Here is a 24,347-nt window from a genome sequence, read left to right on the forward strand (position 1 = left end):
CTCTACGGTGGAATGAAGGCAAAATGGCGGGCCGCTTATGCAGGTTTTTATTTGGCGGCTCTGCTTCGCAGCGCGCGACGAAGTTGCGTCTGCAGGGCGCGAGCGGCGATTTGCCCGTGGCGCCAGCTTCCGGCGCGGATGAAGGAGGGGATCTGCATGGCCGGCATCGGCCGGGCGAGCGCGTAGCCCTGCAGTGTGTCACAGTCGAGTTCTTCGAGAATGCGGATATGATCCACCGTCTCGACGCCCTCGGCGATGACGAGGATGTTCAGCGAACGGCCGATATCGATGATCGAGCCGACCAGTTTGCGCTGCTCGGACGATTGCGGCAGCATGCGGATCAGTTCGCGGTCGATCTTCAGCGTCTTCGGGCTCAGGCGCAGCAGGCTGACGATCGAGGCATGGCCGGTGCCGAAATCGTCGATCTGGATGTCGATGCCGAGCTTGCGCAGCTTTTTCAGGTTGGCGGCCACCGCCTCGTCGCAATCGTCGAGCGAGATCGATTCCAGCAGCTCGAAGGAGATGGTGCCGGGCTCGATCTTCAGGGCGCGAAGCTTCTTGCCGAGATCGGGGTCGGCGAGCCGCCTGGCGGAGACGTTGACCGATATCTTCGGGATCGGCAGCCCGTCCTTGATCCAGACGCTGCGGTCGGCCAGCGCTCGCTCCAGGATCAGGGCGTCGATGGTCGAGACGACGTCGAGATCCTCGGCGATATCGAGGAAGCGGTCGGGCGTCAGCAGCCCGTGCACCGGGTGCTGCCAGCGGGCAAGCGTTTCAATGCCTGCGACATCGAGTGTGCGGGCATCGAACTGCAGCTGATAGAAGGGCACGAATTCATTGCGCTCGAGGCCGATCAGGATCTCGTCGGCGAGGTGCTTGGCGGAGATGATGTCGCGGCGGGCAGAGGCCGAGAAGAATTCGAAGCGGTTGCGGCCCAGGCCCTTGGCCCGATAAAGCGCGATATCGGCGTCGAGCAGCATCTGCTTGGCGTCGAGCGTCGATCCGCTATCGATGGCGATGCCGATGCTGGCGCCGAAACGGCAATCGTGACCCTCATATCTGACGGGTTTGCGCAATTCGCGGATAACACGTTCGGCAAGGCCGGCGATCTTCTTCGACGCGGGATCGACGGCGCAGAGGATGACGAATTCATCGCCGCCAATGCGGGCGACGAAATCGGTGGCGCGGACGGAATTTCTCAGCACGCTTGCGGCATGCTGGAGCATGGCGTCGCCAGCCCGGTGGCCAAGCGTGTCGTTGATCTGCTTGAAGCGGTCGAGATCGATATGCAGGATCGCCAGCGCCAGGCCCTTTGCCCGGCATTCGGCCGAACGCTCGCCCAGCATCTTGTCGAGATAGCGGCGGTTCGGCAGGCCGGTGAGATAATCGTGCAGCGCCAGGTGCTCGATGCTCTCCTTGGCGGCTTCGAGCTCGCGGTTGCGCGCCTCGGCCAGATCCTTGGCGCGCTGCAGCTCGTTGCGGAGCGCGACTTCCTCGGTGACGTCCCAGTTGGCGCCGATAAGCTTGCGGTGGCCGTTGCCGTCGATGAAGAAGGCCGAGCGGGCACGGATGACGCGTTCGACGCCGTCGCCGCGAATGATGCGGTATTCCTGCTGGAAATCACTGCCGCTTTCGACGCTACGGTCGGACAAGCCAAGCACGCGCTCGCGGTCGTCGGGATGCAGGCTTTTCGCCCAGGCGTCGCTGCCGATCTGCCGCGAGGCGCCCTGCAGGCCGTAAATGGCAATGAGGCGCTCGTCCCATTCGACGACATCATGCTCGATATCCGCCTCGAAGACGCCGATGCGGGAAATCTCCAGCGCCAGATCGAGCCGGCGCGACAAACGCGACAGCGTCTCCTCGGCCTGCTTGCGGGCGGTGATATCCGTATCCGTGCCGACGATGCGCGTCGGCACGCCACTCTCGTCCCATTCCACGCAGGCGCCGCGACACTCGATCCAGACCCAGTGGCCATCCTTATGGCGCTCGCGATACTCGAAGATCTGATAATTGGGATCGCCGGCATTCTGCCGGTCGATGGCATGGACGACGAAATCGCGATCATCGGGATGGACCAGTTGCAGCCAGGCATCGTAATCGCCGGCGGCTTCCTCGTCGGGCGCCATGCCGCGGATAGTTTTCCACGTCTGCGAGTAATATTTTCGGTCGAGACGGTAGTTGTGATCCCATACGCCAAGGCCCGAGCCGACGAGCGCATGGTTCCAGCGGCTTTCCCGCTCTGCCAGGTCGCAATCGTCGGTCGCCCCATTGCCGATACCTGCCTCAGCCGCTGCGGCATCGCCATGCGGATCACCGGCCTCTGAATGGGCTTTCTTCACGGGCATTCTCGCTTATCTCACCTCGGCGCAGTCTGCGGTCATTCCATTAAGAAAGACTTAGAAAGCACTTGCTCAACAAGCGGGATAGCGCCTTTTCCTCGATCAGGTGGAGAGCCGGCCGAGGAACTGGGCAAAGACCATGGTGCCTTCCGGCCAGGGACCGTGACCGGAATCGGCATTGATATGACCGGACTCGCCGGCATCGACGAGGAAGGAGCCCCAACTGCTGGCAATCTCGTCGGCATGCTCGTAGCTGCCGAACGGATCGTTGCGGCTGGCGACCGTGATCGACGGGAAGGGCAGCGGATCACGCGGATAGGGACCGAAAGTCATCAGGTGCTTTGGGCGGATGTCGGGATTGGCCACATCGGGCGGGGCGACCAAGAAAGCGCCCGCCACGCGGTTGCGGAAATGCGGGATGGCGTGGATCACCGAGGGCACGCCCAGCGAATGGGCGACCAGGACGACCGGACGGGTCGAGGCGTTCACCTCCTCGGCGATGCGGGCGATCCAATCCTCGCGAACCGGCTTCGTCCATTCGGCCTGTTCGACGCGCCGCGCCGTGCTGAGCTTTGCCTCCCAGCGGCTTTGCCAGTGGCTCGGGCCGGAATTGGTGTAACCGGGGATGATGAGGATATCTGCGTCTGAGGCTTTCATAGTGCCGCCGATGTGAGAAAGCTGGTCCAAGATGTCAAGAGGGGGTGCCAAGGGAGAGAGCGACACGGGCGTTGAAAGTTGCTATATTGCTCCAGTGCCGGTTGCGGATTTCGTGTCGGCTTGCCCGCCGATGCTGTCCGCCGCCGATCAGGTCTCGGCTGAGGAGGAGAAAACCATGGCGGCATTTCATGTCATGACGGGTGCTAGCGAAAGCTTGGCGCGGCCCGTCGTCAATCGCATCGGTATAGCTGACGTCTTCGACGCGCTGAAGCGCGGATACGAGGATTTCATGGAGAAACCGTCCCACTATGTGTTCCTGTGCCTGATGTATCCGATCGCCGGCGTCTTCCTGACGCTGTGGACCTCGGGCGCCAACCTTTTGCCGATGGTCTTCCCGCTTATGGCGGGTTTCGTGCTGATCGGCCCGATCGCTGCGATTGGCCTCTATGAAATCAGCCGCCGGCGCGAGGCCGGCCTCGACGCGTCCTGGACGCATGCGCTCGATGTGCGCCATTCGCCGGCACTGCCGTCGATTGTGGCGGTCGGGCTGATGCTCTGCGGCCTCTTCGTCGTCTGGCTGGTGACCGCACAGACGCTCTACAGCAATCTGCTCGGCGAGGTCTTTCCGCGCAGCATGGCGGATTTCTTCCGCCAGGTCTTCGGCACGTCAGAGGGCATGCAGCTGATCATCTGGGGCAATCTCATCGGCTTCGTCTTTGCGCTCGTGGTGCTGGCGATGACCGTCATCACCTTTCCGCTGCTGCTCGACCGCGATGTCGGGGCGGTAGCCGCCGTCACGGCGTCAATCCGCGCGACGATTCTCAATCCGGTGCCGGTGCTGCTCTGGGGCCTGATCGTCGCAGCACTCCTCGTCATCGGCACCATCCCGGTCTTTGCCGGGCTTGCGCTGGTTATCCCGATCCTCGGCCATGCGACCTGGCATCTCTATCGCAAGCTGATTGCGCGGGAAACCACAGCGTAACCACAGCCCTTTCAGCAGGGAATCTCGGATCCCTGGGGAACCTCGAACCTGCCTCGGAGTTTGTTTAGCCAGAGCATGATGTCGTCGACATCATGCTCTGGAGACTTCGAGGGATGTGACGATGAAGCATCTGTTTGCCCACTTCGCAACAAAGGTATCGGAATGGGCGGGCAAACCCGTCATCTTCATCCTGGCACTGATCGCCGTCGTCATCTGGGCGGCACTCGGCCCCTTCTTCGATTATTCGGAAACCTGGCAGCTGGTCATCAATACCGGCACGACGATCATCACCTTCCTGATGGTTTTCGTGCTGCAGAACGCCCAGACACGCGACACGCGGGCGATCCAGGCCAAGCTCAATGAAATCATCCTGACCAGCCATGCCGAGAACCGTTTCATCGGTATCGAGAATCTCGACGAGGAAGAGCTGAAACGTCTCGACGAGCTGGTCGCCAAGGCCGCCAAAGGCAGGGGCGAGACGGAGGCTTGCCGGACAGCGGAGACAGTGAAAGCGGCGCCGTTGAAAAAGGCGGAGGCACGCAAGCGTCCTGTGGCTGCCAAAGCACCGAAGCAAAAACAACGGCCGCTTGAGAAAAGCTAGACATAAAAACGGCGCCTGCAAGGGCGCCGCCATATCGTTGATCTCGAACCGCTCACGCGTTGCCAAACACCCGTCGGAAAATCGTGTCGACATGTTTGGTGTGATAGCCGAGGTCGAATTTTTCGCGGATGTCCTCTTCCGACAGAGCAGCGCGGACTTCGGCGTCGGCAAGCAGTTCTTCCAGGAAGTCCTTGCCCTGTTCCCACACTTTCATGGCGTTGCGCTGGACGAGGCGGTAGGCATCCTCGCGGGAGGTGCCGGCCTGGGTCAGCGCCAGTAGGACGCGCTGCGAATGGACGAGGCCGCGGAATTTGTTGAGGTTCTTCTCCATATTCTCAGGGTAGACGAGCAGCTTTTCGATGACGCCGGCAAGCCGCGACAGGGCGAAATCGAGCGTCACGGTGGCATCTGGGCCAATCATGCGCTCGACCGAGGAATGCGAGATATCGCGCTCGTGCCAGAGGGCGACGTTTTCCATCGCTGGCATTGCGTAAGAGCGGACCATGCGGGCAAGGCCGGTCAGGTTTTCGGTCAGAACCGGGTTGCGCTTGTGCGGCATGGCCGAGGAGCCCTTCTGGCCAGGCGAGAAATATTCCTCGGCTTCCAGCACCTCGGTGCGCTGCAGGTGGCGGATCTCGGTCGCTAACCGCTCGATCGACGAGGCAACGACGCCAAGCGTGGCGAAATACATGGCGTGGCGGTCACGCGGGATGACTTGCGTCGAGACCGGCTCGGCCTTCAGGCCAAGCGCCTCGGCGACATGTTCCTCAACGCGCGGATCGATATTGGCGAAGGTGCCGACGGCGCCTGATATGGCGCAAGTCGCGACTTCCTCGCGGGCGGCGACGAGGCGCTGGCGGCAGCGTTCGAATTCGGCATAGGCGAGCGCCAGCTTGACGCCGAAGGTGGTGGGCTCGGCATGGATGCCATGCGATCGGCCGATAGTGACGGTGTCCTTGTGTTCGAAGGCGCGGTTTTTCAGCGCTTCGAGCAGCCGGTCGATATCGGCAATCAGGATGTCGGTGGCGCGCACCAGCTGGACGTTGAAGCAGGTGTCGAGCACGTCGGACGAGGTCATGCCCTGGTGGACGAAGCGCGCATCCGGGCCGACGATCTCGGCGAGATGGGTGAGGAAGGCGATGACGTCATGTTTGGTCACGGCCTCGATCTCATCGATGCGGTCGACGTCGAAGGTGGCGGCGCCGCCTTTCTCCCAGATCGTCTTTGCCGCCGATTTTGGGATGACGCCGAGTTCGGCCAGCGCGTCGCAAGCATGCGCCTCGATCTCGAACCAGATGCGGAACTTGGTTTCGGGAGACCAGATGGCGACCATTTCGGGCCGGGAATAACGCGGGATCATGGGCGGCTGCCTTCACTTCAAGGGGTTTGCTTTATTGAGGTTAGCGCCCCTGTAGCAAAGACGGGCGGCAATCTCAACGCATGCGTTTGGCAAGATGATAGCTGCTTGCGACAAGGCAGACGAGGCCAAGCGGCAGAAAGAGGCGCAGGCCGATCACCAGAAACTGGTAGACGGCGCTGGCACCGGTGAAGACGAACTGGAAAGCCCAGACGACGCTGCCGAAGGGCGCATGCCAGCGCGAATAGAAGACCCGGTATTCCATGGCGAAGAGGAAGGCGGTCATCAGGATCGTTGCTGCTGTCAGCGTCACGAAAAAAGCGGCAAAACGCGCTTCCGGCGGCCTGCCATAAGCAAAGAAACGGGCGACCGGCAGGGCAAATGGCCAAGCGAACAGACCGCCGGCGAAATAGAGTGCTGCGACCTCGGCAAGGCGGCTCGTCTGCAGGCCGTTGCGCAAGTAAAGGCCGAGCATGGCGGCGGCAAGCATCTGCATGCCCCAAAGCAAAGCGCCGGCGATCAGATCGGGGTAGGGTGGCCGTGCAGCTCTTAGACGATCCATCCTGGGGCGATCCGTCCTCGGGTGATCCGTGCTCAGGGATGAACCGGAACGGCGATCCAGCGGCCGTTCCGTTCGGCATCGAAGGCCAGGACGAGGGCGATATGGACCTGGTTTCCGGTTTCGGGCTGGTAGACCAGAGCGCCGCCGATCCGGTATTCGACGGAACATGCGCGCTCGGCCGGAACCGCCGTCGCCTGGCGCGCCGCCTGCCGGTTCGGAGCGCCTTCCTTTTCGATCATTTGCAGGCTGAAGCCGATGACCCGCTTGTTGACCGCAGCGCAATCCTTCGGCGTCGGTACCGGCATCTCGCCGAGCGAGAGCGTATAGGGCGATTTCGGCGGACCGTCGGTCGCAAGTGTCGTGTAGCGGATCGTCTTCGAAGGGGAGCCGAGTTCGGTCGGCGGATTGAAGGCGGCGATCAGGCCGGGATTGGTCAGAAGATCGTATTTGTCCATCTGGCTGCGCGCCGCCGTCAGGTTCTGCCGCCGCGCCTTGGAAAGATTGGCGTCCTTATCGGTCAGCTCCGTGTGGAAGGGCGTGCCCTCCAGATATTGGCCGCTGTCGGTATCGACAAAGTAAGTGTTGGAGTAGGGGACGCCGCCGCTCTGCTCGATGCCGAACTCCTGGAATCCGAAAACCTTGCCGTCGGCGGAAAAGCCGATCGGCTGGATATTGGCGATGTCGCCGGCAAGTGACAGGCCGGGCAGGCCGGCAAATGCGACGGCAAGCATGCCGCCGATGATCAGACGTTTTTTCATGCTCGTGCCCCTTCGGCTGCCTGACGCAGATCGGCGACAGTCCGGCGATAATCCTCGACCGTATCGCCCTTGAAAATTGCCGAGCCGGCGACGAGAACGTTGCCGCCTGCCCGGGCGATATCAGGCGCCGTTTCCACTGTGACGCCGCCGTCGACCTGGAGTTCGATCGGCCGGTCACCAATCAGTGACTTCGCCGCGGCAATCTTTGCCGCCATCGCAGGAATGAACTTCTGTCCACCGAAACCGGGATTGACCGACATGATCAGGATGAGGTCGACATCGTCGAGCACGTTCTCGATGGCGCTGAGCGATGTCGCCGGATTGATCGTCACGCCGACCTTCTTGCCGAGATTGCGGACGGTCTGCAGCGAGCGGTGCAGATGCGGTCCGGCTTCGGCATGGACGGTAATGCGGTCGCAGCCGGCCTTGGCGAAGGCTTCGAGATAGTCGTCGACCGGCGAGATCATCAGGTGGCAGTCGAAGGTGGCTGATGTATAGGAGCGCAGCGACTTGATGACATCGGGGCCGAAGGAGATGTTCGGCACGAAATGCCCGTCCATGACGTCGAGATGGATCCAGTCGGCGCCAGCGGCCGTCACGTCGCGCACCTCCTCGCCAAGCCTGGCGAAATCCGCTGCGAGGATCGAGGGGGCAATGCGAATGGGCAGCGTCATCGAATCTTACTCCGTATGGGCCGCCATTTGACCGCGGCGCCCGAATTCAAGGCTGGCGCGCCGCTCATTGTGTCGGTGCGCCAGGTGGAAAAAAGCCGTTGCCCCGCCATTCGAGCAGGCGGTAGGGGTTTTGCGAAAGCTCATGCGCATCGGTGAAGGCGATGGCGCCGACCGGCGTCTGGAATGTCGTGCCGAGAAGCGTCTCCTGCAGGGGCTTGCCCGCCGCAGCGGCGGCTTGCCCCGCCTGGCCGGCAATGAGTGCCGCGGCCAGCGACGGCAGGACATAGCCTTCCGGCTCGATGCCTTTGGCGCGCAGCGCGTCGGCCGCAGCCGTGCCTTCCGGTAGAACGGCGTATTCGGGCAGGGCGACAGCGCGCACGCCTTCATTCAGCGGCAGCGGCTGGTCGGCAGCGCGCATGGCATCGCCGCCGAGGATGGACAGCGGGATATTCTCAGCCTTGGCATCGCGGGCGATGACGGCGACGTCGTTGCGGTCGCCGCCGATGAAGACCCTGGTGGCACCGGCCCGTTTCAGGCGGCGGACAAGGGCAATCTGCTGCTCCTGTCCTGGCCGGTAGGTATCGGTAAAGACCGGCTTCAGGCCGTTCTGCTCCAGCGCATTGCGCACCGCTTCCGTCAGTTCGCGGCCATGAATGGTGCCGTCCTCGATCAGGGCGATCGGATCGGCGGCCCAGTCCTTCAGGATCGCCTCGATGATCTTTGCCGCCTCGGCACCGTCGGCGGGTGCTGCCCGGAAGAGCGGCCAGCCGTTCTTCAACGCATCCTCCATGAGGATGCGGGAGCGCACCGAGACGGTGATCGCGGGAATGCTGGCGTCCTTCAGCTTCGGCAGCGCGCCTTCGAGCGTTTCGCTACAGAGAAAGCCGATCGCGACCTGCACCTTGGCATTGACAAGCGCATCGGCGACCGCAGCACCGCTATTGTCCTCGCAGGTCTCGTTGATGGCGACGAGGGTATTTTCTGACTGCTGAATCTCGAAGCCGGCACCGGCGGTAATCTGGGCGCCGAGCAGGGCGAGCGGGCCGTTCTGGGGGGCGACGACGCCGATTGTCACGCCGGCCGCATGGCCTTGCGCCGCCGCTCCCAGCAGCGCCAGAAAAGCTGCTATGCCACGCAGGTTGATCATGAAAGGCGGAGATCCCTAGCCATCGTCCATGCCCTTTTATCCGCAAGGCCGCGATCGTCAAAGAAAAACAAGCGCAACACAGCGCTTTTCACCGGTCCTATTGTAGAAAAGGTAACCGATGCTCGCCATATTGGCGCGATAGCAAGTCGAACTACAGCGCCGCGCGTCTTTTCAGGCGCGCAAACGACGCTGTAGCACTTTGAATGGCTGCATAATTTTGTCCTTAAATCGATTCCGATTTAAGGATTTATGCAGTAGGCAGAATAAGCGCGTACGGGAGAAGCAGGTGTTGAACAGGCAGCATATCGACCCTGGCCTTTATCGCGATGCCATGAGCCGTTATGCCGGCCATGTACAGCTCGTGACGACGGCGATGGGCGAGCTGCGCCGCGGCGTCACCATCACGGCCGCCTGCTCGGTTTCGGACAATCCGGCCTCGGTGCTGGTCTGCCTCAACAACACCAATCCGAAGAACGAGATCTTCTTTCGCAGCGGCATTTTCGCGCTGAACACGCTCGGCGCCCATCATCAGGGCGTTGCTGATGCCTTTTCCGGGCGCACGTCGCTTGCCAATGACGACCGTTTCGCCAGCGCCCGTTTCGAGATGCTTGCCACCGGTGCGCCCGTGCTCGCCGACGCGCTTGCCGCCTTCGATTGCCGGGTGATCGATATCAAGGAACTGCCGACGCACAACGTCATCTTCGGCGAGGTCGCGGCTGTCCGTTTCAGCGAAAAACACCCGGCGCTCATCTATCTGAACCGGGATTATCACGCGCTGTGATTGGAGTGGCCGGGATTTCGAAGGAATAGCGAATGGACAATGCCGGGATCGAGGAAATGTTTCAGGGGCTTGGCCCCGTTACGGTCAAGCGCATGTTCGGCGGCAAGGGCATCTATCATCTCGGGCGCATCATCGCGCTCGAAGTGCGTGACGAGATGCTGCTGAAGGCCGATGAGACGAGCGCCCCGGAATTTGCCGCGGCCGGCGCCACCCAATGGACTTATGAAGGAAAGAACGGCAAGCCTGTGAAGATGCCCTATTGGTCGATCCCCGACGAGGCCTACGATGATCCCGATCTGATGGCGAAATGGGTGCGGCTTGCCTATGAGGCGTCGCTTCGCGCCGAATGACTAGCCGCGTTCGGCGGTCGGCAAGGCTGCTATGGCAGCCTTGGTGAAGGCCGACAGCGGCTCGGGCAGATCCGTCAGGGGAAACCAACCGAAATCCGAAAGCTTGTCCGGTTCGGTCAGTTGCGGCTCGCCGTCGACGTCACGGGCGAGATAGAGGATCGAAATCCAGTGCTGGCGATCGGCCTCGATGATCTGCTCGCTCATGCAGAGGCGCTCGATGCGGCCGATCGTCAGGCCGGTTTCCTCTTCGGCCTCGCGGCGCGCAGCTTCCTCAGCCGGCTCCATGTGATCCACCTTGCCGCCGACGATATTCCAATAGCCGGCTTCAGGTGGACGCATGCGTTTGTAGAGAAGGATCCTGGCGTCGCGCAGAATCACCAAGCCGACGCCGAGACCCGGAAAATCAATACCGGGCCTGCCCATCGGAAGTTCAGACCTTGGCGCTGCCGGCGATCAGCATGAAGGCGGGGATATCGTCTCCGAAGCCGATCGGGGTCGGGCCGTCGTCGTGATCGCGATGACGGCGGCGGTCGCGGCTGTCATCATTTGCCGGGTAAGGCCGATTGTTACGCGCATTGTTCTGCGGCTTCTGCTCTGCTTTGCGCTCGTTCTTCACGATGTCGGCCTTTACTGGTGCTGCTTCGATCACGTCTACGCCATTATCCTGGATGTCGTTGTCAGATTTATGACTCGCAGCGCTGCGACTGCCGCGTCCGCGGCCACGATCCCTGTCGCCATTCTCTCTCGGCGCGCGATCTCGGGCTGCGCCATCTCTGGCACCACGCTCGCGGCTGTTGCGCCGCGGGCGTTCAGTTTCCCGGCTTTCTTCTGCCGGTGGCAGGGAATTCAGGTCGCCGCTCAGCCATTCGACCTTTTCGCCGATCAGCTTCTCGATGGCGTCGACAAATTTGGTATCGCGCTTGGTGACCAAGGTGAAGGCGGCACCCGAGCGGCCGGCACGGCCGGTGCGGCCGATGCGGTGGACGTAATCCTCGGAATGGATCGGCACGTCGAAATTGAAGACGTGGCTGACATCGGGAATGTCGAGGCCGCGGGCGGCGACGTCGGAGGCAACCAGAAGCTGCAGGTTGCCGTCGCGGAAGCTTTGCAGCGTCATCGTGCGGGAACGCTGGTCCATATCGCCATGCAGGGCGCCGACGGAGAAGCCGTGGCGTTCAAGCGACCGGAAGAGATCGGCGACATCCTTCTTGCGGTTGCAGAAGACGATAGCGTTCTTGAGCTCGGTCTGGGCGCGGACGAGTTCGCGCAGAACCGCTCGCTTCTCGTAATCCTTGCCGTGCGAAGCGACGAAGCGCTGCGTCACGGTCGCAGCAGCGGAAGCCGGCTTTGCGACCTCGATGCGCTCTGGATTCTGCAGGAAGCGGTCCGCGAGCTTCTGAATCTCCGACGGCATAGTTGCCGAGAAGAACAGCGTCTGGCGGGTGAACGGGATCATCTTGGCGATGCGTTCGATATCGGGGATGAAACCCATGTCGAGCATGCGGTCGGCCTCGTCGATGACGAGGATCTCGACGCCGCTCATCAGCAGCTTGCCGCGCTCGAAATGGTCGAGCAGGCGGCCGGGCGTGCAGATCAGCACATCGGCGCCGCGCTCGAGCTTGCGGTCCTGGTCCTCGAAGGAAACGCCGCCGATCAGAAGGGCGACGTTAAGGCGGTGGTTCTTGCCGTATTTCTCGAAATTCTCGGCGACCTGAGCGGCGAGTTCGCGCGTCGGTTCGAGAATCAGCGTGCGGGGCATGCGCGCACGCGCACGGCCCTTCTCCAGAAGCGACAGCATCGGCAGAACAAAGGATGCCGTCTTGCCAGTGCCGGTCTGCGCGATGCCGCAAATATCGCGGCGCTCGAGCGCAAACGGGATGGCGCCCGCCTGAATAGGCGTTGGGATCGTGTAGCCCGCGTCCGTAACAGCGGATAGCACTTTTTGGCTTAAGCCAAGGTCAGCAAATGTCGTCAAAGGGAAAACTGTTTCCATTCCGTTCGGCCGAGCTCTGAACGAGTCGGCGGGATTGCATGCCGCAATGCAGCGCGACATAGCCCCGAATGGCCGGCAAGTCAAGAAATAGAGACGCCGCACCCATTGCAGAGTGAAGCGTTGGTTACCGGGCAGGAGTTACTTGATATAGGTGGCGAGTTTAAGGCCGGCATTCATGAAATATACTGGATCGACCGCGTGGCCGTCCTGGCGCACTTCATAATGCAGGTGCGTGCCCGTCGAGCGGCCGGTGCTGCCGGCAAGGCCAATGACGTCATCGCGATCGACCGTGTCGCCGACCTTGACCAGGACCTGGGACATATGCCCGTAGCGCGTCGAGATGCCGTTGCCGTGATCGATCTCGACCATGTTGCCGTAGCCGCCGGTCCAACCGGCCGAAATCACCTTGCCGGGGGCCGTCGGGCGGATCCTTTCGCCCGGCGAAAAGCGGAAGTCGATGCCGGAATGGAGCGCGAGGCGGCCGAGGAAAGGGTCGCGTCGATTGCCGAACGGGCTCGTCACGTCCTTGCCGATAGCGGGATTGCGGAAAGGCAGGGATTCGGCGGTGCTGCGCACCTCTTCGAGACGGGTCAACGCGCCGTCGAGCGCGACCAGAGAATTGTTGAAGTCGTCGTTGCTTTCGGGCTCGACATAGGGGCCGCCGACGGCATCGTCATCGTCTTTCTTGGCGGCGGTCTCGGGCATCGGAATCTTGAAGCGGGTCAGCACGGTCTCGATGGCGTTGGCGGCATTGCCGGCATCGCTCGTCAGCTGTTCGACACGGCTGCGCTGGTCCTGTTCGACATCTTTCAGCGATAGCGTCACCTTGGAGAAGATGCGGTCGGCACGGTCGCCGACCGTGTCGGTCGCCGGCACATAGGCAAGCGTCGAATTGTCGGGCGTCGCATCGGCGGGCGCGCCGCTTGCCAGCTGTTTCTCGATCGCCTCGATGCCGCCGCCGGTGAGTGAAGCACGCTTGTCCTTGATATCAGGCGCATAGGACTGAACGGGCGAGGACGGCGCAGGCAGGGCGCCATCTTTTTCCGTCAGGCCGGAGCTTTCGGCCCGGTCGAGCAGATTGTCGAGTTTGCCATGGCGCGAGGTGAGCGCCATCTGCTGCTCCATCAGCTTGTCGACCTTGTCTTCGACCACCTGCTGGTCGAGAAGCTGGCGGGAGGTGATGCGGTCGACCTGCGCGCGGAGGGCAGCGATGCGGTCTTCATAGTCGTGCTGCATGCGGGCCTGGCGGGCCATGGTGGCGCCGATCAGGTCGTCGCGCAGCACGAGATAGGACGTGGCCAAGAGGTAGCCGATCGAGAAGACGCCGAGGAAGCAGAAGGCCACCGCAGCCATCCAGGGCCGGACCGTCATATGGCGAACCTTGTCACCGCTTGCCAGGATGAGGATATGTTCCTGTGCCCGCCTGCCGAATACCCGGTGCTGATGTCCGCTGTTCACGCAGGCTCTCCCGATTGATGCTCTACGCCTCTTTCGGAAAATTAGACACTGTTATGGTTAATGAATGCTTTCATTGTCGCCGTGGCATCATAAATTTCAGTGACTTCAAGCGTGGCTGATCGATGCCAACGATCTGTAGAAGGACGGCGTCAGCCCGGCTTCGGCGCGGGCAAGGTCGTTGAAGGGCGGCTTCAGCGGTCCGCGGAAATTGGCCCGTACCAGCTCCTGGAAGGCTTTTGCCGGGTCGCGTTTCTCGCGGGCGCAGAGGAAGCGGAACCATTTGGCGCCGACGGCGACATGGCCTTTCTCGTCGTTATAGATGACGTCGAGGACATCGGCACTTTCGAGATCGCCGGTCTGGCGCATCTTTGTCTGCAACGACGGCGTAACGTCGAGGCCACGGGCTTCCAGAATCAGCGGCACGACGGCCAGCCTTGCCGTCAGGTCGTTGCGCGTCGAATGGGCGGCCTGCCAGAGCCCGTCATGCGCGGGTAGGTCACCGTAATCAGCACCGAGATCGTTTAGCCTGGCGCGCACCATGCGGAAATGCTTCGCCTCCTCGAAGGCGACCTGCATCCAGCCGTCGAAAAAGGAATTCGGCACCTGCTCGGTCGCGAATCGCGCAACGATATCGAGCGCCAGATCGACGGCGTTAAGCTCGATATGAGCGATGGCGTGGAGCAGAGCGATCCGTCCTTTGAGCGTATGCAGCGAGCGCTTCTCCACCTGGGTCGGCGGCGTCAGCACCGGTTTGTCGGGCCGGCCGGGCCTGTCGGGCAGGGCCGCATCGAGCGGCGAGCGCAGCGACACCCGGCGAGCGAACCAGCGGGTGGCGCTTTCCTGCGCAAGTGCCGTCTTGCGGTCGAGATCGGCCGAGCTGATCGCATCGATGGCGCCGCCGCGCAGCGAGCTTATCGCCAGATGCCCGGTCACGCCGCCAGATTCCTCACGGCCTCGAGTACGGTTTCGGCATGGCCCTGCACCTTCACCTTCTGCCAGATGGTGGCGATCGTGCCGTCCTGGCGGATCAGGAAGGTGGTACGCTCGACGCCCATGAAATTGCGGCCGTACATGCTCTTTTCCTTCCAGACGCCATAGGCCTGCAGCGTCGTCTTTTCCTCGTCCGAGGCAAGCGCCACCGAAAGACGGTGCTTCTTGATGAACCTGTCATGGCAGGCGGCCGAATCGGGCGACATGCCGATGACGGCAGCACCGGCCGCTTCGAACTCGCTTGCTAACGCGGTGAAAGCCAATGATTCTGCGGTGCAGCCCGTCGTGTCGTCCTTGGGATAAAAGAACAATACGAGCGGCTTGCCGTGGAATTCGGCCAGCGTGACGCGGCCGCCGCCGTCGCGGGGAAGGTTGAAATCAGGGGCCGAGACGCCGATGCCGGGAACCGCCATTGGGAAAACCTTTCTTTTGCCGGGTTTGTGGATGACACTTTCTCTCCCCGAATTATATAGTGGACGGATACCCGTCCAGCATGGCCGGGTTCAATTCTTCACTTAAAGGGAGAGCCCGAGGGCGCATGTCAGCCATCCGCGGCGAAAAGGTCACGTTTCGCAAGAAGGATATCGTTGCGCTGGACCGCTTGCCGTCCGCCCAGGCCGAGGATCCGATCATCGTCCATTGCCCGCCGCCGCGTTCGCCGATGCGCCGCACGGCGAAGCTGACCTCAGGATTTCTGGGACTGATTCTCCTTATTCTCGCTGGCATCGTTTTCACCGTCGAGAGCGGCATGTTCGACAAGCCGCTGTCGCAGCAGGCTCAGGCGGCGCTGAATGGTGTGGCCGGACCGCGCTACCGCGCCGAGGTCGGCTCCACCGTCATCCGCTTCACTTCGGATTTTCGGCTGGCACTTGAAGCGCGCAACGTCAACATGATCGACCAGGAGAGCGGCCAGCACCTGTCGACGACGGGTTCGGTGCGGCTGGGGCTCGATCCGCTGCAGCTTTTCCGCGGCCGCATCGCCGTCGCGGACATCGAAGCGGAGGATATCGCGCTCGATACCGCGCTTCTGCCCTCCGGCAATCCCGTCAAGCTCGACGATCTGCGCATCGACGCCGTGCCGGCTGCGATGGAGAGGATCTTCTCGCAGTTCGACATGTTCGACAGCATCGTGACGCGCGGCTCGACGAATTCGGTGCGCATCTCCGGCATCGACATCAAGCTTGCCGATACCGCCAACGGTCCGCTGTCGCTTGTCATCGACAATCTCGTCTTTGCCCATGCCGGCCCGTCCTCGTTGCAATTGACCGGCGAAGTCGCGCTCAACGGCGAGGTGGCGGAGCTCGACGTGCTGGCCGAGAAGGAAGACGGCCACGTGTCGAAGGTCGTGGCGACGCTCAAGCATGCGGACCTCACGCCCTTTGCGCTGAAACGCAACGATCAGGGCGTGATACGGCAGGGGCTCAGCGCCTTTGTCGACCTGACGGTGTCGGCCACCAGAGCGCGCGATGCGGTGCCGCCGGCGCTTGCGGCGACGATCGACATCGATCCTGGCCAGATCTATGCGGATGGCGATCCGCAGGAGCTGTCGGGCGGCCAAATCAATCTCGTCTATGATTTCTCCAAGCAGACGCTCGAGATCGCCCGGTCGAACGCCCGATTCGGCGCGACCACGCTTCCCATCAACGGCGCCCTGATCGATCTCGACAAGCTCGACCCGCAGGCCGGCAAAGGCTTCGGCATCGACCTGCTCGTCAGCGGCGGCACGGCAGCCCCCGGCGGCTCCGGCGAGCCGCCGCTCTCCTTCGACATCCAGGCGACGGGGCGCTACATGGTCGCCGGCCGCGAATTCCAGTTTCCCAACATGACGGTTTCCAGCCCGCTTGGGGCGCTCTACGGATCACTTGATGTCAAGCTCGGCGAAAAATCACCGGAGATCAGCTTCGCCGGCCAGTCGTCACAGTTGCAGACGATAGCGATCAAGCAGCTCTGGCCGTTCTGGATGGCGCCCAAGGTGCGCAACTGGGTGCACGGCAATCTCTTCGGCGGCACCGTCACCGATGCCGCCATTTCCGTCTTCATTCCCTTTGGCAGGCTGGACGAGGCAGCCGGCGGCAAGGGATTGAAGCTCGACGCCAACCAGATCCGCATCGGCTTCGACATCACGGGTGCGCGGATGAACGTCGCCGGAGACATTCCGCCGATCCGCGACACGTCAGCACATTTCGACCTGACCGGCCCGGTTGCGACGATCGCGATCAAGAGCGGCACGTCTTATTTCCCCTCCGGCCGGTCCGTCGGTCTCGGGCAGGGGACGTTCATCTTGCCTGCCACCTACGATAAACCACTGATGGCCGATATCGATCTTGCGGTCTCCGGAGCGGCGGACGCCGTTGGCGAGCTTCTGACCTACAGGCCGATCCGGGTGCTGCAGCGCGCCGGCTTTACGCCCGACGATCTCAAGGGCCGGATCGAGGCGAATGTGAAGGCGCATTTCGGCCTGCTCTCCTCGCAAAACCCGCCGCCGGCCGAATGGACGGCGGCAATGAAGCTCACCGATATCGATCTTGCCAAGCCGTTTTCCGGCCGCACGATCAGCAATCTCGACGGCACGCTGAACGGCAATCCGAAACGGATCACGCTCGACGCCAAGGCCCAGATCGACGGTGTCCCGGCCGATATCGATCTTACCGAACCGGTCGAGGCATCCGACACAGCGGTGCGGCAGCGGGTGATCACCGCGACGCTTTCAGAAGACCAGCGCAACAAGCTGATACCCGGCCTTTCCGGCATCGTCGGCGGCAGCGTGAAGATGGTGCTGACGCGGATCGATGACGACCGGCAGGACGTCCAGCTCGACCTCACCAAGTCGCTGCTCGAACTGCCTTGGATAGGCTGGTCGAAGGGCAGCGGCATTGCCGCCACGGCCGAATTCGAAACGTCCGGCCCGGCCGACAATACCCAGATCAAGAATTTTCGACTGAAGGGCGATGGTTTCGGCGCCAACGGATCGCTGAACATTGGCAAAGGCGGGCTGATCTCGGCTGATTTCGACAGCGTCAAGCTGTCCTCGCTCGACGATTTCGCCCTGTCGGTGAAACGTAGCAAGGGCAATTTCGACGTCTCGGTCTCCGGCGACAGCGCCGATGCGCGGCCGGTCATCGCGCGGTTGAAATCGGGCTCGGACGGCGATGATGATGGGGATGCCGGCGACACCGGCGTATCGGTGCGTGCCAGGCTGAAAAATGTCATCGGCTTCAATGACGAGAAGGTCGGCAATTTCCAGGCGCAAATATCACTGCGCGGCGACAAGCTGCAGGCGCTCAATTTCTCCGCCGTTACCGACAGCGGCGAGGCCGTGGTCAGCCAGATGAAGGACGGCGGCGTCATCAACATCACCAGTGGCGATGCCGGCGCGGTGTCACGTTTCGCCGATCTCTATCAGCACATGCAGGGCGGCCTGCTTAATCTGGCGATCCGGCTGGGGGCAGAGGGCGGCTGGGATGGCTCGCTCGACGTGCGCCGCTTCGCGATCGTCAACGAACAACGCCTGCGGTCGATCGTTTCGACACCTGTGGGAAATGAGCAGCGCAGCCTCAACGAAGCCGTCAAACGCGATATCGATACCTCGTCGCAGCGCTTCCAGCGCGGCTTTGCCCGTGTCGTCTCGCGCAATGGCATGGTCGGCATCGAGAACGGCGTGCTGCGCGGCGACCAGATCGGCGCAACCTTCCAAGGCATCGTGCGCGATCGCAAGGGCAACATGGACATGACCGGCACCTTCATGCCGGCCTACGGCCTCAACCGGCTCTTTGCCGAATTGCCGCTGATCGGCGTCATTCTCGGCAATGGCAGCGACCGCGGCCTGATCGGCATCACCTTCAAGCTGACAGGCAAGTTCGACCAGCCGAACCTGCAGATCAACCCGCTGTCGATCATCGCGCCTGGCGTTTTCCGGCAGATCTTTGAGTTCCAGTGAGGCGGGTGAAGCCGGGAGGTCGCAAATCCCGGCAGGTGCAAAAGGTTCCGACAAAGCGTCCGGTGTGTGACTTGTTGCCGGATCGCAGCAGAGGAATGCGCGGGTTCGTTCTCGGCAAGGCCAATTCCGACCTATCCTGACAAGTCCGACATTGATGCTTTGCCTATTTTAGGAAAATCTGATGTACTATATTGTCCCGGCCAGGAAGCAACGGTCGGTGCAATGTCGGAGGATGCGATGCAGTGCGCCCGGACAGTTTCTTTCGCATCGGCCGCCATGATGGCTGTGACAATTGCCGACACTTCGCTTGCCGCGGAAAAGGTCGTGCGGCTGAAGTCGCAAGAGGCGGTCATCCGTTCCGACCACGTCCTCATGGTTCCCCTCGACGCGATGATGACGCCGCCGATCTTCTCGATCAGTTGGTGGTCGCGAGTGAAGCCCGATTCAAGCGTCGATCCGCCGGCTATCTTCTCCGGGAGACCAAACGAGATGACGCGGAATGCCGACGGGGAGCTGAATGATCTTGCTCGCCGACCCGAATAGTGAGGCACAGAAAAAGCCGGCGCGGGCGCCGGCTTTGGTATCTGTTCGGTAAAGCCGCTTACGCCGCGCGGCGGATCAGGATGTGTTTCTTCTTACCGAGCGAGAGCTTGATGATGCCGTCGGCGGTGATTTCGCCGCTGCCGATCATCTTGCGTTCGTCGCTGACCGCCTCGTCGTTGATGCGGACCGCACCGCCCTGGACGTGACGGCGCGCTTCGCCGTTCGAACCGGCAAGGCCGGCACGTACGATCAGCGACAGAAGGCCGATGCCAGCGTCGAGCTCGGAGGCGGGCACGTCGACCGACGGAAGATTTTCCGAGAGGCCACCTTCCTCGAAGGTCTTGCGTGCCGTTTCGGCGGCCTGTTCAGCGGCCTGGCGGCCGTGCAGGATTGCCGTCACCTCGGTCGCAAGGATCTTCTTGACCTCGTTGATCTCCGAGCCGCCGAGTGCGGAGAGACGGGCGATTTCATCCATCGGCAGCGTGGTGTAGAGCTTCAGGAAGCGCGAGACGTCGGCATCCTCGGTGTTGCGCCAGTACTGCCAGAAATCATAGGCCGAGAGCATGTCGGCGTTCAGCCAGACAGCGCCTGTTGCCGACTTGCCCATCTTGGCGCCGGATGACGTCGTCAGCAGCGGCGATGTCAGCGCATAGAGCTGCTGTGTCCCCATGCGGTGACCGAGATCGATACCGTTGACGATATTGCCCCACTGGTCCGAACCACCCATCTGCAGGCGGCAATCGTAGCGCTTGGCAAGCTCGACGAAGTCATAGGCCTGGAGGATCATGTAGTTGAATTCCAGGAAGGACAGGGACTGTTCGCGGTCGAGACGCGTCTTGACGCTGTCGAAGGACAGCATGCGGTTGACCGAGAAGTGCTTGCCGACATCGCGCAGGAATTCGAGGTAGTTCAGCGAGCGCAGCCATTCGGCATTGTTGATCATCAGCGCGTCCTTCGGACCGTCGCCGTAGTTCAGGTAATTGGAGAAGACGCGCTTGATCGAGGCGATATTGCCTTCGATCGTATCTACGGTCATGAGCTGGCGCGCTTCTTCCTTGAAGGAGGGATCGCCGACCATACCGGTGCCGCCGCCCATCAGCGAGATGGCGCGATGACCGGTCTTCTGCATCCAGTGCAGCATCATGATCTGGATCAGCGAGCCGGCGTGCAGGCTGGGCGCCGTCGGATCGAAGCCGATATAGGCCGTCACGGTTTCCTTGGCGAACAGGTCATCGAGGCCGCTTTCATCGGAGACCTGATGAATGAAGCCGCGCTCTTTCAGCGTGCGGAGGAAATCGGACTTGAACTCGGACATAGGTTTCGTCTCTTGGTGTCTGCGCTTACCCGAGTGGGCCTCACGCAAGTTCGTTGTTGTTGATCTGTCGCGGCGCGTTTAGCACTGTTTTTATAAAAGTGCATCCGGGAATCGCATGGGAGGCAAGCCTCATGGATATCATCAGGACCGCGATCGGTCTGATGAGCGGCACGTCGATGGACGGAATCGACGTCGCGCTGATCAGGACCGACGGCCGCGGCTTCATCGAGCGCGGACCATTCATGGGCGTGCCCTATGATGCCGATTTTCGCGGGCAGCTCAAACGGGCGCTGGAAATCGCACGTCCACTGAGCGACAGGAACGAACGGCCCGCTGAGCTTCGTGCCATCGAGTTGGAACTGACCTTACGGCATGCAATTGCCGTTACGGCATTCATGGAGCGTTTCGAGCTCTTAGCCGATGGCGTCGATGTTCTCGGCTTCCATGGCCAGACGGTGCTTCATCGCCCTGATGAGGGATTGACGATCCAGATCGGCGACGGTCCGGAACTGGCGCGCCGAACCGGCATACCGGTGGTCTACGACATGCGCGCCAACGACATGGTCCATGGCGGGCAGGGTGCGCCGCTGGTGCCGGCCTATCACGCAGCACTTGCGGGAAAATTCCAACAGCAGGGACAGGCGGTGTGCTTCGTCAATATCGGCGGCATCTCCAATCTCACCTCTATCGGCACGGACGGCCGGATATCGGCCTTCGACAGCGGGCCGGGCAATACGCTGATCGACCAGTGGGTGGAGACGCAGATCGGCAGAACCTATGATCCCGGCGGCGAGATCGGCGGGCGCGGCAAGGTCGTTGCCAGCCTGGCGGAGCGTTATCTGCAAAGCCCGTTCTTTCGCGGCAATGTTCGTCGTTCCCTCGACCGCGGCGATTTCGCCCCGCTTCGGCCCGAGGAAGCAAGCCTTGAAGACGGCGCCCGGACGCTGGCGCATGTGGCCGCCGCCTCGATCATCAAATCCGCCAGCTTCCTGCCCGAGACCCCAGCGGTCTATATCGTCTGCGGCGGCGGGCGGCTGAACGCCACTCTGATGGCGGAATTTTCGGTCATGGCCGAAAGGTTCGGCTCGAAGGTACTGAGCGCCGAGGAGGCAGGCTTCGATGGCGACGCGATGGAAGCCGAGGCCTGGGCCTACCTCGCCGTCCGGTCGCTGGACGGGCTGCCGTTGACATTTCCTGGCACAACGGGAGTGGGCGTCCCAGTCAGCGGCGGGGTGGTGGCAACGCCATGAGAGAGCAGAGGGTCATACTGAAGACACCGCGGCTGAGCTTCGTCATGTGGGACAAAGGCGATGCGGCCCTGGTACAGCAGCTGCATTCGACGATGGCGACGACCCGCTATCTGTCCGGTAACGCGCCGTGGAGCATCGAGAAGGCTGAGCAGCGGCTGAGGGGCTGGTTCGAGGAGCAGGCGCGCGACGGCACGACCAAATACAAGCTCCTCGCCGAAGACGGCAACTTCATCGGCCGCGCGGGCATTTCGAAGTTCAGGAGCGAGCAATTTGAACTCGGTTATTCCCTGCGCGAGGAGGCGTGGGGCAAGGGCCTGGCAACCGAGGCGGCAGGCGTGTTGGCCGACTGGTTTTTCGGAAGGCAGTTTGCGCAAGGCTTCATCGCCTTCACGCATCCCGAAAACATCGCCTCGCAACGCGTCCTCAGAAAGATCGGCATGCGCGAACGCGCGCCGATCCCGATCGACGGAGTGCTTGGCACGACTTTCGAACTCACCGCCGACATGCGGCCGCCAATGCCCTAGCTTTTTACCGCGACCGGCCGGACATTTGATTCGCGACCAGCCCGGTTGCTATCCTCGACGCCCCTGACCTGAGCGATGAACGAGAACTTCTTGCGAAGGCCAAGGATCGGCTTCTCGATGAAATGCCAGGACAGCACCGCGACGGCGAGAGCCGATGGCAGACCGACGAGATAGAGCGCGAGCGCACCATATTTCGGGTAGAGAAACACCGACGGGAACGAGCTGATCCAGATCTGCAAAAACGGGTCGTGATAGAGATAGACGCCGTAGGAATAGTCGCCCTTCCTGAAAAAGGCCGGAATGGGCACCTCGGACAGGCCGACGAAGACGGTGATGTAAACGAGAGAAGTGATCACCAGTGGCCGGTTCATCACCGACTCCGTCGCCCGGCTGTCCAGGGTCAGAATGGCGACGATGCAAATCAGGCAGGCGGCGGCGAACAGCCAGCGGGAATGCGGAATGACCGCTTTGAACTGAAAGGCGACGATGCCCATCATGAAGGCGGTTATCAGCTGGGAGCCTCGGCTCATGAACAGGAAGCGAGCGATCGGCTTGATTGTATCAGGTAACAGATAGGGCATCTTCTGCACGATAAGGCCGATGGCGATGTAGGCGATCGTCACCGCGAGCAGCTTGTAGCGCGTCTTGACGATGGCGGTGATCATCAGGAACGACATGATGATGTAGCAGAAGATCTCCCAGGGAACCGTCCAGAGAGCGCCATTGACGCGCTGGCTTGGATTATTCTCGAACACGCCCGGAAGCTCGTAATGGATCCAGCCGACGATATTCAGGAAGTATTTGAAAAACCGCTGATCGGTAAAATATTCGGAATGATAAACGACCGTTATGATCGGCCCGATAATCAACGAACAGACGACGATATCGACCGCAAGGGCCGGGACGATGCGCAAGCCTCGGTTGATCAGGAAATTCCGGAGGCTCAGTCGCTGGGCGCTGCCGGCGATGAGAAATCCGCTCAAAGCGAAGAACATCGGAACAAGAGCGTATTCAGTAAACCAGAATACCGACCCCCTGATGAAGTCATTGTTCTCGGTTAACAAAAAGGAATGGGTCAATACGATGGAAAAGGCGAGCCCTATTCGAAGAAAATCGAACCCCGGACCAATTCCCCTATACTTATCCAGGACTTCCCCGAACGACTTGGTCATTGCGGACCTCGCTTTTGTTAGGATCGCGAGGACCCTACCGCACTGCAACATACATTGCAACACGGTAGGTGATCTGTTCTGACACATCCGGCCCGGTGGTGTTCCGGACCGTCACGGCATCGATGAGGCCGAGATTTTGTGGTGTCAGCGAATCCGCTTGGCGGCCGGTTCCGGCACCAGTTCGCCGTTGAGGCGACGGTCGAGGTAATCCTCGCATTCGCCCATCAGCGTTTCCACCTGGCCATTGAAGAAGTGGTTGGCGTTGGCAACGGTGCGGTGGGTGATGAGGATGCCCTTCTGGGTCTTCAGCTTCTCGACCAAGCCGTTGACATCCTTTTCTGGCGCCACCTTGTCGGCTTCGCCGTTGATGATCAGGCCAGAAGAGGGGCAGGGCGCCAGGAAGGAAAAGTCGTAGGTGTTCGGCTGCGGCGCGATCGACATGAAGCCTTCGATCTCCGGCCGGCGCATCAGGAGCTGCATGCCGATCCAGGAGCCGAAGGAATAACCGGCGACCCAACAGGTCTTGGAATCGGGATGCAGGCTCTGCACCCAGTCGAGCGCCGAGGCGGCATCCGAGAGTTCGCCGGCGCCATGGTCGAATTCACCCTGGCTGCGGCCAATGCCCCGGAAGTTGAAGCGCAGCGTCGTGAACCCGCGCTTCTGGAACATGTAGAAGAGCTGATAGACGATCTGATTGTTCATCGTGCCGCCGAACTGCGGATGCGGATGCAGAATCAGGGCGATGGGCGCGCTTTTTTCCTTGGAGGGCTGGTAGCGGCCTTCAAGACGGCCGGCTGGGCCGTTGAAAATAACTTCGGGCATTGGTACTCCGGGTTTTATTTCGCGTTCGCGCTGCGCTGGATGACAACATGACTTGACTAGTGTTGTCAGCTTTTCTAAAACGCAGTTTAGAACAATTCGAAACTTGCATGGCGATCCACGCATCGTGGAACGTGT

Annotated in this window: 23 protein-coding genes; 8 read left to right on the top strand and 15 right to left on the bottom strand. The window is 61.6% G+C overall.

Annotation, left to right across the window (positions count from 1 at the left end; translation table 11 throughout):
- Window positions 1–47: 47 nt before the first annotated feature.
- Together BS629_RS29545 and BS629_RS29550 are read right to left on the bottom strand one after the other, a co-directional pair.
- Complete coding sequence (locus BS629_RS29545; protein WP_018242190.1) at window positions 48–2,345, bottom strand: putative bifunctional diguanylate cyclase/phosphodiesterase; 2,298 nt, start codon at window positions 2,343–2,345, stop codon at window positions 48–50.
- Between the two features lie 96 nt (window positions 2,346–2,441).
- Entirely contained in the window at window positions 2,442–2,996 is a 555-nt protein-coding gene (locus BS629_RS29550; RefSeq protein WP_018242189.1) for an RBBP9/YdeN family alpha/beta hydrolase, read from the bottom strand.
- 175 nt (window positions 2,997–3,171) lie between these two features.
- On the opposite strand from BS629_RS29550, the gene BS629_RS29555 reads away from it, so the two are divergent.
- Window positions 3,172–3,978 (top strand): DUF2189 domain-containing protein, encoded by an 807-nt coding sequence (locus BS629_RS29555; RefSeq protein WP_026188409.1) that lies wholly within the window; start codon window positions 3,172–3,174, stop codon window positions 3,976–3,978.
- Window positions 3,979–4,099: 121 nt separating this feature from the next.
- Window positions 4,100–4,579, top strand: coding sequence for a low affinity iron permease family protein (locus tag BS629_RS29560; RefSeq protein ID WP_018242187.1), 480 nt, complete (start codon window positions 4,100–4,102; stop codon window positions 4,577–4,579).
- Window positions 4,580–4,631: 52 nt separating this feature from the next.
- On the opposite strand, the gene purB is transcribed toward BS629_RS29560, so the two are convergent.
- From purB to BS629_RS29585, 5 genes are all read right to left on the bottom strand, one after another.
- Window positions 4,632–5,939, bottom strand: a complete 1,308-nt coding sequence (gene purB / locus BS629_RS29565) for an adenylosuccinate lyase (protein ID WP_018242186.1) — start codon at window positions 5,937–5,939, stop codon at window positions 4,632–4,634.
- 73 nt (window positions 5,940–6,012) lie between these two features.
- Window positions 6,013–6,498, bottom strand: a complete 486-nt coding sequence (locus BS629_RS29570; RefSeq protein ID WP_026188408.1) for a hypothetical protein — start codon at window positions 6,496–6,498, stop codon at window positions 6,013–6,015.
- Window positions 6,499–6,530: 32 nt separating this feature from the next.
- Window positions 6,531–7,256, bottom strand: coding sequence for a DUF2259 domain-containing protein (locus BS629_RS29575; RefSeq protein ID WP_018242184.1), 726 nt, complete (start codon window positions 7,254–7,256; stop codon window positions 6,531–6,533).
- Window positions 7,253–7,930, bottom strand: coding sequence for a ribulose-phosphate 3-epimerase (gene rpe / locus BS629_RS29580; RefSeq protein ID WP_018242183.1), 678 nt, complete (start codon window positions 7,928–7,930; stop codon window positions 7,253–7,255). Before rpe ends, BS629_RS29575 begins: the two co-directional genes overlap by 4 nt.
- Before the next feature lie 64 nt (window positions 7,931–7,994).
- Complete coding sequence (locus tag BS629_RS29585) at window positions 7,995–9,077, bottom strand: branched-chain amino acid ABC transporter substrate-binding protein (protein ID WP_018242182.1); 1,083 nt, start codon at window positions 9,075–9,077, stop codon at window positions 7,995–7,997.
- A gap of 286 nt (window positions 9,078–9,363) precedes the next feature.
- Between BS629_RS29585 and BS629_RS29590 the strand changes: the two genes are divergently transcribed.
- Both BS629_RS29590 and BS629_RS29595 read left to right on the top strand, forming a co-directional pair.
- Window positions 9,364–9,858 (top strand): flavin reductase, encoded by a 495-nt coding sequence (locus BS629_RS29590; RefSeq protein ID WP_018242181.1) that lies wholly within the window; start codon window positions 9,364–9,366, stop codon window positions 9,856–9,858.
- Between the two features lie 32 nt (window positions 9,859–9,890).
- A complete protein-coding gene (locus tag BS629_RS29595; protein ID WP_018072246.1) occupies window positions 9,891–10,208 on the top strand; it encodes a TfoX/Sxy family protein in 318 nt (105 codons plus the stop codon).
- Here BS629_RS29595 and BS629_RS29600 read toward each other — a convergent pair whose 3' ends face one another.
- The 5 genes from BS629_RS29600 to BS629_RS29620 form a co-directional block, all read right to left on the bottom strand.
- On the bottom strand, window positions 10,209–10,631 hold the full coding sequence (locus BS629_RS29600) for an NUDIX domain-containing protein (RefSeq protein ID WP_018242180.1): 423 nt from the start codon (window positions 10,629–10,631) through the stop codon (window positions 10,209–10,211).
- A gap of 7 nt (window positions 10,632–10,638) precedes the next feature.
- Window positions 10,639–12,201 (bottom strand): DEAD/DEAH box helicase, encoded by a 1,563-nt coding sequence (locus BS629_RS29605; protein ID WP_018242179.1) that lies wholly within the window; start codon window positions 12,199–12,201, stop codon window positions 10,639–10,641.
- A gap of 138 nt (window positions 12,202–12,339) precedes the next feature.
- Window positions 12,340–13,659 carry a peptidoglycan DD-metalloendopeptidase family protein gene (locus BS629_RS29610; RefSeq protein WP_018242178.1) on the bottom strand — a complete coding sequence of 440 codons (1,320 nt, stop codon included), beginning with the start codon at window positions 13,657–13,659 and terminating at the stop codon, window positions 12,340–12,342.
- 105 nt (window positions 13,660–13,764) lie between these two features.
- Window positions 13,765–14,592 (bottom strand): ferritin-like domain-containing protein, encoded by an 828-nt coding sequence (locus BS629_RS29615; protein WP_018242177.1) that lies wholly within the window; start codon window positions 14,590–14,592, stop codon window positions 13,765–13,767.
- Entirely contained in the window at window positions 14,589–15,062 is a 474-nt protein-coding gene (locus BS629_RS29620) for a peroxiredoxin (protein ID WP_018242176.1), read from the bottom strand. Before BS629_RS29620 ends, BS629_RS29615 begins: the two co-directional genes overlap by 4 nt.
- Window positions 15,063–15,187: 125 nt before the next feature.
- On the opposite strand from BS629_RS29620, the gene BS629_RS29625 reads away from it, so the two are divergent.
- Together BS629_RS29625 and BS629_RS29630 are read left to right on the top strand one after the other, a co-directional pair.
- Window positions 15,188–18,586 (top strand): YhdP family protein, encoded by a 3,399-nt coding sequence (locus BS629_RS29625; protein ID WP_026188407.1) that lies wholly within the window; start codon window positions 15,188–15,190, stop codon window positions 18,584–18,586.
- Between the two features lie 222 nt (window positions 18,587–18,808).
- On the top strand, window positions 18,809–19,129 hold the full coding sequence (locus BS629_RS29630) for a hypothetical protein (protein WP_026188406.1): 321 nt from the start codon (window positions 18,809–18,811) through the stop codon (window positions 19,127–19,129).
- Between the two features lie 58 nt (window positions 19,130–19,187).
- Here BS629_RS29630 and tyrS read toward each other — a convergent pair whose 3' ends face one another.
- A complete protein-coding gene (tyrS, locus tag BS629_RS29635) occupies window positions 19,188–20,444 on the bottom strand; it encodes a tyrosine--tRNA ligase (RefSeq protein WP_018242174.1) in 1,257 nt (418 codons plus the stop codon).
- 131 nt (window positions 20,445–20,575) lie between these two features.
- On the opposite strand from tyrS, the gene BS629_RS29640 reads away from it, so the two are divergent.
- The gene (locus tag BS629_RS29640) at window positions 20,576–21,694 is read left to right on the top strand and encodes an anhydro-N-acetylmuramic acid kinase (RefSeq protein ID WP_018242173.1); all 1,119 of its coding nucleotides are present in this window, start codon (window positions 20,576–20,578) and stop codon (window positions 21,692–21,694) included.
- Window positions 21,691–22,218, top strand: coding sequence for a GNAT family N-acetyltransferase (locus BS629_RS29645; RefSeq protein WP_018242172.1), 528 nt, complete (start codon window positions 21,691–21,693; stop codon window positions 22,216–22,218). Before BS629_RS29640 ends, BS629_RS29645 begins: the two co-directional genes overlap by 4 nt.
- On the opposite strand, the gene BS629_RS29650 is transcribed toward BS629_RS29645, so the two are convergent.
- Both BS629_RS29650 and BS629_RS29655 read right to left on the bottom strand, forming a co-directional pair.
- The gene (locus tag BS629_RS29650; protein ID WP_018242171.1) at window positions 22,215–23,390 is read right to left on the bottom strand and encodes an acyltransferase family protein; all 1,176 of its coding nucleotides are present in this window, start codon (window positions 23,388–23,390) and stop codon (window positions 22,215–22,217) included. The genes BS629_RS29645 and BS629_RS29650 overlap by 4 nt on opposite strands.
- Before the next feature lie 144 nt (window positions 23,391–23,534).
- Complete coding sequence (locus tag BS629_RS29655) at window positions 23,535–24,212, bottom strand: alpha/beta hydrolase (RefSeq protein WP_003559715.1); 678 nt, start codon at window positions 24,210–24,212, stop codon at window positions 23,535–23,537.
- Window positions 24,213–24,347 lie beyond the last annotated feature (135 nt).

Source organism: Rhizobium leguminosarum bv. viciae USDA 2370 (assembly GCF_002008365.1).
Taxonomy (GTDB): Bacteria; Pseudomonadota; Alphaproteobacteria; order Rhizobiales; family Rhizobiaceae; genus Rhizobium; species Rhizobium leguminosarum.